General features: G+C 33.1%; 4 protein-coding genes and 1 pseudogene. 1 reads left to right on the top strand and 4 read right to left on the bottom strand.

Annotated features, from left to right (window positions below):
* The 3 genes and pseudogenes from F6K23_RS30105 to F6K23_RS30095 all read right to left on the bottom strand — a co-directional run.
* Window positions 1–2,195 (bottom strand): annotated as a pseudogene (locus F6K23_RS30105) (glycosyltransferase 61 family protein); the annotation flags it as partial.
* 215 nt (window positions 2,196–2,410) lie between these two features.
* Window positions 2,411–5,158, bottom strand: a complete 2,748-nt coding sequence (locus F6K23_RS30100) for a chromosome partitioning protein ParA (protein WP_293162707.1) — start codon at window positions 5,156–5,158, stop codon at window positions 2,411–2,413.
* A gap of 338 nt (window positions 5,159–5,496) precedes the next feature.
* The gene (locus tag F6K23_RS30095) at window positions 5,497–5,823 is read right to left on the bottom strand and encodes a hypothetical protein (RefSeq protein ID WP_293162705.1); all 327 of its coding nucleotides are present in this window, start codon (window positions 5,821–5,823) and stop codon (window positions 5,497–5,499) included.
* Between the two features lie 1,296 nt (window positions 5,824–7,119).
* Between F6K23_RS30095 and F6K23_RS30090 the strand changes: the two genes are divergently transcribed.
* Entirely contained in the window at window positions 7,120–8,595 is a 1,476-nt protein-coding gene (locus F6K23_RS30090; protein ID WP_293162703.1) for a tetratricopeptide repeat protein, read from the top strand.
* Window positions 8,596–9,860: 1,265 nt separating this feature from the next.
* Here the strand turns inward: F6K23_RS30090 and F6K23_RS30085 are convergent.
* The gene (locus F6K23_RS30085) at window positions 9,861–11,240 is read right to left on the bottom strand and encodes an aldehyde dehydrogenase (protein WP_293162701.1); all 1,380 of its coding nucleotides are present in this window, start codon (window positions 11,238–11,240) and stop codon (window positions 9,861–9,863) included.
* Window positions 11,241–11,903: the final 663 nt, after the last annotated feature.

Below are 11,903 nucleotides of genomic sequence, written 5' to 3'. Positions count from 1 at the left end.
AATTGCGGATCGACTGCTACTTTATTCTTTATGTTGATAGCGTTGAAAGTTAGACCTTTGGATACTCCTATTTCTAGATACCTGGATGATTGATTAATACTAGCAAATTTGTTGAGGCGATCGCTTCTACTTTTAGGTGGTTTACTTTCAGAAACTTTAGATATTAAATTGTCTTGAACTATACCACGAATTTGTAAATACTTTTCTACAATACCTGGACGATGAACAGAATCTTGATTTGTTAAGAAGTTATACACTTCATCCAAATAAGCCATAAAATCATGGTTTTCTTCAGCCAAGAACTGATTTTCGTCCCAGTCTTTTAATAATGCAAAATTATGTTTCCTTAATGATTGAATAATTAGGTGTGGATTTTTACTTACTGGAATACTTTTAATTCCTTTATTTTCCCAATTACCTAAAGGTAGAATATCAGCAGCATTTCCAGCAACAATATAATTGCGACACTTGGTATGTATATGTAGATAAAAAGGTTTGTTACTTGGTTTCCTAGAAATACAGGCAATTTCAGCTTCTAAATAATTTATTAACTCCAAAATATAGATAGCACTTCCTTCACTAAAAATAATTTTTTTTGCATTCATTATATAAGCAAGTTGTTCGAGTAAATCATAATTTTCTGGTTTTAAGGAAATATAACCTTCATTCAGCAATAAAGTTTCAATGTATTTATCACCAGCTAAAGAACCACTAAAACGAAGATGATTTCTGCCTAAAAACAATTTTTCTGGTTTATTTTTTCTCAGGTGAGATGTTAGCTCCAGAATTCTCTGCTGTAGCTTTTCTAAATAGGGGCGGTACCATTGCTTAAGTCCTAATGATAGTTCGCTACCTGCTTCTGGGATAATGAGATTTTCAAAAGCACAGTCATTTGTTACCCAAATACACTTACCTAGAGGTATTTCTAAAATCTCCAAGGTTTCAATAAACCATTTAGGAGGAGTATATTTATGAGGTTTGCTATTTCGTCGTAGTGATACAGCAAAAACAACACCATCATGTAAATTGTTATCAAATGCCCAAAGACGATGAATACTTTCAGTTAAAGCGTGTCCAAAGTGAGGATGAAAAGGACCTGCATAAATATATGTACCATTATAAGTTTTTGAAGTATCAATGTGGCGATCGCTACAGTTGTTGGCATCAACATTTTGATCCATGTAGACCATTTCTTGATCTGGGGGACCACCGCGTCTATGACGGAATATTTCCGGCATATTTTTGGGAAAAATAACGCCTCCTAGCCACTTACCACGAATTTCAATAGGTTTGACTATAGCATTGTTTATTTTAAACAATCTATTCTCTTCATCTGACTCCTTTGACAATTGCTCATTCTTCTCAACTTCCTGCTTTAACCCTGACTCTTTTTGCTGCAATTTTGATTGAGATGTTTCTAATATCTCCATCCTTTGTTCCAGTTTAGACTTATACTGCTCCAACACATCCATTGTTTCACTTAACTGGGACTGCGACTGCTCCAATAACTGCTCGGTTTCCCGCAACTGAGATTTAGTTTCCTCCAACTCTTTGTGCAACTCCGAGTCCAATCGTGGCTGTTGTTGTTCCTGTTTTTCTCTCAACTGAGCTTGCTGCAATTGTGATTGAGATTGCTCCAATACTTCCATTGTCTCACTTAATTGCGACTGATACTCATCTAACAACTGCTCAGTTTCCCGCAACTGAGACTTAGTTTCCTCCAACTGTTTGTGCAACTCAGACTCTGACCCCGACTGCTTCTGTGCTAACTCTGCCTTAACCTGCTCCAACTCTTCCTGCTTCTCCTGCAACTTTCCTTGCGACTCTTCCAGTATCGCCATCGTTTGCTCAATTTGAGACTGATACTCTTCCAACACTCCCATCGTCTCACCTAACTGCGACTGGGACTCCTCCCATAACTGTTTGGTCTCCTGCAACTTGGACTTGGTTACTGCCAATTCCTGCTTAACTTCTCCATCTGATTCCGACTGCTGTTGCTCTCCTTTCTCCTTAAGCTGATATAACTCAAAGTGGGTTTGCTCCAACTCTCCTAATACCTCATCTAACTGAGATTGCGTCCGCTCCAACTCTTCTGTGACATCATGCAACTCGGACTTAGTTTGATCCAACTCTTGTTGAGTTTGTTGCCATTTAGCCTTAGCTTCTTCTAGTTCTTTTTCTATTGTTGCTGCCATTAATTTATATTCCCCTTAATTTCTTCAAATATTACCAATATCTTGATAAAATCAAATTCTAAAAATTAGTTAACTATACTGAGTAAGTGACTTTATCCTACTTCCATTTGTTCCCAATATTCCTGATTGAATTTCTTCTATTGAATATTTATGTAGTATTTTGGCTCATGTTTTATTTGTCTAATTTTATTTAATTAAATCTGTCTTCTACTCACTTATTTTTCACTATTTACCAAAACTTTCTGCTGAATTTTCATAGTGCGCTTCATCAATTTTTGCCATTCTTCAGAATTTGTCAGCTTTTCACTATCTAACTCTAGACCTTTTTGCTGAGAGAAATTAGCAAAACTATCTAACCATTCCATTACTATTTCTGTCCGAGAGTTTTCAGTATATTTCAAAGATTTCTGAAGGCACTCTTGCATTTCAAGCAAATTACCTTTTTGATAAGCATACCAAGCTTCCCAAACTAATAGTTGATATTCTGTTTGACTCTCGGATTTAGAATTTATCAGAATGGCTTGTTGATACTGCAATTTTTCTAATTCTGACTTAGTTTGTGTTAGTTGAGACTTTGTTTTAACTAATTCTTTTTGTGCATTTTGTTGTTTAGATTGAGATTGTTGCAATAATATTTCTGTCTGCCTCCATTGAATCTGAATTTGTTGCAATACTGTCTGAGTTTCCTGTAATTGTAGTTGCTGATTTTTTCGTTCTTCATCAGTTTGATGTAACTGAGTTTGAAACTCTTTTAATAATGTTTTTGTCTGTTTCGTTTGAGATTGAGATTGTTGCAATAGTGTTTCTGTCTGTTGCAGTTGTGAATTAGATTCTACTAATTCTGTTTGAAGTTCTTGCATTTGTAGGTTAGTTCGCTTCAATTCTTGCTTTGCTTTATGTGATTGAGATTTAGATTTTTCCCATTCCTGCTGATTTTTTTGAATTTCTTTTAGTTGTGTTTTTGACTGTTGCAATATTATTTCTTTTTGTTTTAGTTGAGAGTTAGATTCTGTTAAATCGGCTTGAGTTTGATTTAGCTGAGATTGAGTTTGTTGTAATTCTTGGCTAGTTTTTTGCAGCTCATATTCATACTTTTCTAACTTTTGTTCATGGTTTTTTAGTTGATAATTAGATTCTGTTAACTCGGCCTTTTTTGCCTGCAACTGTGACTGAGATTCTTGCCACATTACCTCAGTTGCTGTTAACTGAGACTGGTAATATTCCCACTCTTCTTGAGTTTGGTGTAACTGATGTTTATAAACTACTAATTCGTCTCTAGTTTCACATAAATTATGTTTTGTTAATCCTAATTCTGCCTGAGTTTGTTTCAGTTGTGAGTGGGAGTTTTCTAATTCTGTCTCTACATTGTTTAACTGTTCTTGATATTGTTGTAAACTCTTCTCATTTGCTATTAACTGAACCTGAGAATATTCCCACTCTTCTTGAGTTTGGTGTAGCTGATTTTGGCAAACTTTTAATTTAACTTTAGTCTCATACAAATTATGTTTTACTTTCCCTAATTCTGCTTGAGTTTGTTTATTTTGGGATTCGGACTTTTCTAACAATACTTCTGTTTTTTCTAGCTGAGATTGAGAGTTTTGCCATACTGATTCTGTTTGCTGAAGTCTATAAGTAAATTGTTCTAGTTCTTCTTGTGTTTGATGTAGTTGTGACTGATTTTGTACTAGCTCTCCTTGAGTTTGGTGTAGTTCAGATTTTGTTTGTATAAGTTCTTTTTCTATTTCCCGGTCTTTTTTTAATTCACTTTCAGTCTGATGTAGTTTTGACTGACATTGTGTTAGCTCAGTTTGAGTTTGATGTAATTGAGATTTTGCTCTAGCTAGTTCATTTTCTGTTTGATCAAATCTGGTTTGAATATGTTCAACTTTTTTCAGTTGAGACTGAGTTTCTTCTAGTACTGTTTCTGTGTCGTGGAGTTTTTTTTGAGATTCTAATAATGTTGTTTCGGTGGTATCGAGTTGAGAAGCATATTTTTCTAACTCATCTCGTGTTTGTGTTAATTGAGACTTAGTTTGTGTTAGTTCTAATTGACTTTGTTGGTATTGATTTTTATATTTTTCTACCTCTGCTAATAAGTTTTTATTCTGACTTTCTACACTACACAAATTCATCCAGTCTTTAAAAGCCCAAATTCTATAGGGAGATGATTTGATTTTTTCTTGCCAGGAAAAGTCTGGTATTTCATCGGCTGGTTTCCAGGCTCTTGCTTCTAATTCCTGGTACATTTCTATAGCTTCAGGAAAGTAATAATCTATGAGAGTGGATCTATGGTCGTCTGCTGATAATTGATTATTAAATAATGATGGTTCGTAGATATTTGCAGCGGGATAATTAAAGTTTGTCTGAAATTTTTGATTAATTGCTTCAATAAATACTTGTTGGTTATTTATGATTGTTTGAATATTTGTCAATAGACAATAATTAGCAGCATGATTATAAAAATTAATAATTTTTTGATTGTAGTGTAACCATAATTTTACTGCTAATTCTGGTTGACTTTGAAATATTTTATCTTGCCGACTATACAGAGAATTAACTACTTCCCAAGGAGAACGATAAACTAATAAAAATTTGGCATTTGGCAGTAGATTTGCCCAAAAATCTAGAAATAAAGTTGTACGGGTTTCTTTCCATCCCCAATTTCCACTTATAGAATTTTTGGCGAGAATTTCTTTTGCTATTTCTACAAAATTTTCTTCTATATCTATTCTTTCTTGAAGAGTCCAACCATCTGCCTCTATTCCTTGAGATTCTAATACTTGTTTATGAAATTCATAGAAGTCTAAATTTTCAAAATATCCTTGAGGATTAGTTTCTGTTCCCTCTGTTAATTTTCGACCAATATGTAAACCAGAACCTTGGAGCATGGAAGCTGTTAAAGAACTTCCTGAACGGTGCATACTGGTAATAATTAGAGTTGATTTTTCTGTTTTTTGCATCATATGGATTTTGATTATGTATTAGTTATTAATATTACTATATAATTTTTTTGATCGTCTTGTTGACTTTTTGGTATATTGATTAACTACTTTAAATCCTCTACCATCATAGTTTTTAGGCTGATGGTTCGGTAAGTTTGTGCTTAAAGTTGCCAGATTATTTAATCCTAAATCGACAGCTGCTATCCTAGTTTGAGTTAAAGGTTATGTTTCTATTTCCTGTTCGTAAACTACCTCAATTATCTCAGCATTTTTTTTCTGAATAATTAGAACTTTTTTTGTTTTTTAAACTCTAGTTTTTCAATAAATATTAGTTTTACTAGGGCGAATGAATCCTTTTTTTAAGATTTTTGACTAAGAGCTTGGTTATGATAAATTACCACATATCTACCATTACTTCTATCTCCAGCACTAACTTGATAATTAAGATTTTTTGGCCTCACTTTAAATTTACTTGGGAAAGCTTTATATTCTCGGTAAGCACTATAATAACTTTGCCATACTTTCAGAACCATTCTGAGAACTTCTTGACTAATTTGACGAGGTAAAACTCTTAGTATATGACTATTTTTTATCTGATAATAAACAGTAGTAGTATCCGTTGTTTGACCGTTAAAAAAGTTTTGACAATCTAAATAATTCGCAGCATTGTAGATATTTTTCGTCAAACAAAAAAGATAAACAACCGCCCTTGGCGAAAAGTGAATGATTTTTTTTGATCAAATGATATTCTACTAAGAGCATAATTGTTTATATACTTGAGTCGGTCAGAAAAAAAATTAACTAAAGCTAAATATTTTGTCAACTACCAAAATAAAAAGCTATGTTTAAGTATATCTGACTATATTTTTATTTCAACTTTACTATACAAAATTTGCGAACTTAAACAGGTCTAATATTAATTAGGATCAGTTAGCACCCCTATATAATTTTCACTTCTAATACCATTATTCATACAGATTTGTCAATGATTTATATTAATTTTTTGGTTGTTAGCATTTATCGATTTTTGTCTGAACTTTCAGTTAGGACAGACTCAAATAAATTTAGTCTTATTTTGATTTACCTGATTTTATCATCTTCTCGATCCACTAAGAAAATCGGCGTTGCTTAAATGTAATGATAATTAGACATCTCCTCCACCCATAGGGAGTAGGGAGTAGGGGTAAATAATTGATAATTTATGAGGGATAATTGATTTGATTTTTTATTCTTGGAGATGTCTATTAGCTGAAGGTAAAATTGAAAAACTTATGTTTTGCGCCCAAAGTTAATCTCAAAATCATTACCACGACTCAACGCCAGAAAATCTGATTAGGTTCCTACTCTTGACTTAAGCTAAGACACATTTAGATTTTATGTTCTCTGTTAAGTCTTAAGGGTTTACTTTTACAAATAACTTACAGCAGTTTGCCACTTTCCGGAGGTACAAAATTTTGGGTACTAGGCAATACCTCATCTAGGGAAACAAAAGAGGGAATAGAGATTAATATAAAACTGTACCTCACTATCCATCAAAAGTTCTGTATATATAGCAATATGTTTAAGTTGTGAGTATTGGAAACTTTTAGGGAACAGGGAACAGGAAATAGGGAAGAAGAAAAAAACGTATCATATAAATATGATAACTGCTATATTCTATACTTTTAAGGAACAGTAAAATTGTCACAAATGATTTATAATTGCTATAGTTTAAATGCTTAACGGCTTACAATCAAACTGTTTCTTGATAAAAATTCAGCCTATAATAAAATTTTTAATTTACTCTGGTAAATTTAGTAATATTTCCTCAAGTAAATGACATAGAAAAACATTTACTATATGATGTGAACCAAGTCAGGGTAATTTCATTATATCTAAATTGATAGGCAGAATCAATCTACTAAAACACTGTAAGATATCAACAGCTAATGAGCAATATTGCCCAATCCATAACTATCAAATAAAGGAATTTTTCAATAATAATGTCAACCTCAACAATAGCAACAGAAACAAGTGTCAACTATCTTCATACTGGGAATAAACTACTAAGAGAAGGTAATTTAGCAGAAGCTGTTGATGCTTATCAACAAGTAATTAAACTTAATCCGAAATCAGCAGTAGCTTATCAAAACTTGGGCGAAACTCTTAGTTTACAGGGAAATTTAGAAGCAGCAGCAAATATATATCACCAAGGAATTCAACTGCAACCGAACTATCCTTGGTCTTACTATAATTTAGGAGAAATTTTAATTAAACTAGATAGATTTGATGAGGCAGTTATTTATCTAAGCCAAGCGATTGAAATTAATTCAGAATTTCCCAAATTTTATAGTAGTTTAGGATTTGCTTTGGCAAAACAAGGATTATTTGATGAAGCAATAGTTGCTTATCGTCATGCTATTGAAATTGACCAAAACTTTGCTTCAGCTTATCAATATTTAGGGGAAGCTCTAGCAAATAAAAAAGAGTGGAATGAATCCATAGATGCTCTTAATCAAGCGATTGAAATTAATCCCTATTTGCCAGAATATCATTTAAGTTTAGGTAAGGTTCTAGAAGACTCTGGTCAACTCGAAGAAGCGGTTATTTCTTACCGTCACACTCTTGATTTAAATCCAAATTTAGCAGAAGCTTACTATTATATTGGGCTAGCTTTAACTAGGTTACAAAAATGGGAAGAAGCCATTGATTCTTGTATGCAAGCTATTTCCCTAAATCTCAAAAATGCCGAAATTTATCATCATTTAGGAGCAGCTTTAGCCCAACTACAAAAATGGGAAGAAGCTATTGCTGCATATCAAAATGCAATTGAATTTAATCCTAATTCAGCAATAATTCATCATCAGTTAGCTTATGCTTTTGCTCAACTCAAAAAATGGGAAGAAGCTATAACTGAATATCGTGAAGTTCTCAGAATTAATCCCAATTCAGCAGTTGTATATGACCAGTTGGGAGAAGCATTAACAGAAATGCAAAAGTGGGAAGAAGCAATAAATTGTCATCAAAAAGCTGTCGAAATTAAACCAGATAATCAAAAGTTTAATCAGCATCTACAAGAGGCATTAGCGAGAAGACAACAACAGAATAAAACAGTAATAGATTCTCATTTGAAATTAGCAGAAATGATGGAACAACAAGGGTTTATTGAGGAGGCTATTTCTGCTTATCGTCGAGTGATAAATCTTAATCCCACTGCTGCCGATATTCACCATAAATTAGGATATGCTTTGGCAAGTTTGGAAAAGTGGGATGAGGCGATCGCTTCTTATAATCAGGCAATTGAACTTCATCCAAATTCGGGTATTGTACATTATCATTTGGGTGAAGCTTTGACTAATTTAGGCTTAGATGAACAAGCAATATCTTCTTTAGAAAAAGCTATTGAACTTGCACCAGATTTATCTAGCGCTCATCAAGCTTTAGAAAATTTACAGGCAAAATCAAAGAATAGGGAGTAGGGGAGTGGGGGAGTAGGGGAGTGGGAGAGAAGTAAACATAAGAATAATTAACATTAATTTGGGTAAAATTATCAAAAAAATTCCATGGGCATAAGTTAATTACTTAATAACTGAAGTGTTGCTGAATAATTAAGGTAAAGATTCTCTCCTTTAAAGGAGAAACAAGCGGTCGGGGGATGGCGAGGTCTCCTCGCCATATCCAATCGACCAAGAGAGAAAAAATTTTCCTTTTATTCAATCCTCTTCCTTTTAGGGAGAGGTAATTATTAATTATTAATTATTAATTGTTCAACATCTCGCCACTCCCTACCTTCCCATTTCCCTATCTACTCAGTTACAAAGATATATGGCTATATGGCAAACTTTTTGGGATTTGATATTATCCGATGTCTACAAGTCAGGAAGTTCAACCAAAGCTGAAAGCTATTAGTTAACTGCTAGTTAAGTAGATAGGGAAAATTATTTGCATATCTACTACTAAGATATATTTTATGATGTCTGAATCTTCTCTTTTCCCTATCTCCAACAAATGTTAAATTACAGCATTTTTTAAAATAGTGAAATACAGTTGAATTGCAATTTATGTTCCCTATTCCCTATTCCCTATTTCCTGTTCCCTAAAACATATAGCAATCAGGAATCAGTTGTGAGAATTGAAGTGTTCCTTAAAAGTATAGAATATAGCAATTATTATATTCATATGATACGTTTTCTTCTCTTTTGCCTGTTGCCTGTTGCCTGTTGCCTGTTGCCTATTGCCTAAAAGTTTCCAATATCTCACAACTCAAATAATATTGCTATAGAATTTTTTCCTCACACTTTTCAGGCATTACTACAACCTACATTCTGCACTTCAAAATCTAGTATAAAAAAGGAGTCAGAATTTCCTAGGTCATGGTCCGCAAACAGCAATTCTGCAATTCAGGAGGAAATAATAGGGGTAATTATCAATTATCAATTATTGAAATAGTATAAATACCTAGCAAACTACCGATTTTTATACTACTTTTAATGTTATACCATTTTGAAAAAAGAATGTTACGAATAGTAAGAGCGATAAAAAGACAAGTGCAGGAGATGTCCCTGTGAGAAAGTGGTGCGACCCCGCGACGACACCAGTCGCACCTGGTAGCACACCAAGAGAAAAAGATAATTTACGCCTTAAAAAATGGTATTAAAGCCATTCCCATACGACTCCTGACTCCTGACTCCTGACTCCTAAGAAATACCCTAGATATTTGTAGCAAACATTTATCAATTTGGTATTACTTAAAAATAACTTTTTTAATCAAACTTATTTTATTTTTGTACGGAGCATATCGCCAACTTAAATCAAACCATAAACCCTTTTTCAACACACTTTTGTAATGGGAAAAAGTATCAAAACTAGCCTTACCATGATAACTACCAATACCACTATTTCCTACACCGCCAAATGGTAAAGATACTACTCCAAATTGCATCACAGTATCATTAATACAAACATTTCCAGAAGAAGTTTCTGTTAAAACCTGCTCTTGCTTTTGTTTGTTTCGAGAAAAGAAATAAAGTGCTAGAGGTTTAGGACGAGAATTAACAATAGCGATCGCCTCTTCTAAATTACTGTATTCTAAAACAGGCAAAATAGGTCCAAAAATTTCTTCTTGCATAATTAATGAATCCCAAGAAACTCCCTCAATAATTGTTGGAGCAATGTAGCGGTCTTCTGAGTTAGTTTCACCACCAATAACGATTTTTCCATCTTGCAGTAAGTTAGTTAATCTACTAAATTGTTTTTCATTAATAATCCGACAATAATCTGGACTATTAGCAGGATTTTTACCATAAAATTCAACAATATATTTTTTGATTTTATCTAATAAATCTGATTTAACTGCTTGATTTACCAACAAATAATCAGGAGCAACACAAGTTTGACCAGCATTAATAAACTTCCCCCAAGCAATACGTTTTGCCGTATATTCTAACTGAACATCAGCATCAACAATACAAGGACTTTTTCCACCTAATTCTAAAGTAACAGGGGTGAGATTTTTAGCAGCAGCTTCCATCACTATTTTGCCTACTTTTGTACCTCCAGTAAATAAAATATGGTCAAATTTTTCTGCTAATAACTGCTGAGTTATTTCTACTCCTCCTGTAACCGTAGAAATATAAACAGGGTCAAAAGTATTAGCAATTAAATTAGCCACAACTTCAGATGTATTAGCAGCTACTTCTGAAGGTTTAATAATTGCACAATTTCCTGCTGCAATAGCACCTAATAAGGGAGATATTACTAATTGAAATGGATAATTCCAAGCACCAATAATTAAAACTACTCCTAAAGGTTCTGGATAAATTTTTGCTCCAGCAGGAAACTGTTCAATTGGGGTAGAAACTGTTCTAGGTTTTATCCAATATTTTAGCTTTTTAATTGCATTATTTATCTCTTTGACAAAACCAAGTTCAAAATAACCTTCAAAAGTTGGTCGATTCAAATCTGCTTTAATAGCAGCAATTATTTGTTCTCGATCATCTGAAACAACCTGCTTTAAAAGTTTAAGTTGTTTTATTCTAAATTCAACATTTCTAGTTTTTCCTGTGGCAAAAAATTGACGTTGTTTATTTAATATCTTACTGATTGATGATTGGTCTAAAACCATAGTTTTTCTCCTAAGTCAATCTAAGTAGAAAAAATTTCCAGAATATTTTTACGCTTCACTCATTATCTAGCATTTACTTAGGAAAAAATAGAGCAAAGATCGAAGTCAAGAGTTAACGTTAAATTTTATCTTATAGCAGAAGAAAGAAGGAAGAATAAAAAACCTCTCGTTGTCTGAGTTTTAAGCTTTTGACCTGTCCTAACCTTCCCTTAGACTGCTGTATTATTCTTAGTTATATATAGCTTTCCTATATAAGTTTTGAACAAATTTTAGTTATACCAATTTTATCTGAGGTTGCACAGAATTAGGTGTTAGGCATTGAGTGTTATATCAAGTCTAATTAATTAGAAAAGGGTCATTTCAGTTATCAGTTATCAGTTATCAGTACCTCTAGCTGTTTGCGCAGCATGACCTAGGAAAGCGAGAGGCTTGAAATCTGAAATATTCTCTTTTTTTATCCCCTTAAAAGGGGAGGCTTTAGACCCGAAATTTTCGGTAAAAATTCTCTTCTCAATTATCTTGATAATTTATCAAATTTATCCCTACTCTGTAGGGATTTTACATGGAATGTCCCTAGTACCTAATAAATGTTATTTCTGGGTATTTAAAGAGACTTGATATTATATCAATTGTATATTAGGTGGCACAGAATTATGAAATTTA

The organism is Okeania sp. SIO2C9 (genome assembly GCF_010672455.1).
GTDB lineage: Bacteria > Cyanobacteriota > Cyanobacteriia > Cyanobacteriales > Microcoleaceae > Okeania.
The sequence above is the reverse complement of the archived record's forward strand: the minus strand, read 5'-3'. Positions and strand labels throughout refer to the sequence as shown.

What these genes read in the sequence shown, in the direction of transcription:
- F6K23_RS30085 (WP_293162701.1), bottom strand. Translation starts at nt 11,240, where the DNA reads ATGGTTTTAGACCAATCATCAATCAGTAAGATATTAAATAAACAACGT.
- F6K23_RS30100 (WP_293162707.1), bottom strand. Translation starts at nt 5,158, where the DNA reads ATGATGCAAAAAACAGAAAAATCAACTCTAATTATTACCAGTATGCAC.
- F6K23_RS30090 (WP_293162703.1), top strand. Translation starts at nt 7,120, where the DNA reads ATGTCAACCTCAACAATAGCAACAGAAACAAGTGTCAACTATCTTCAT.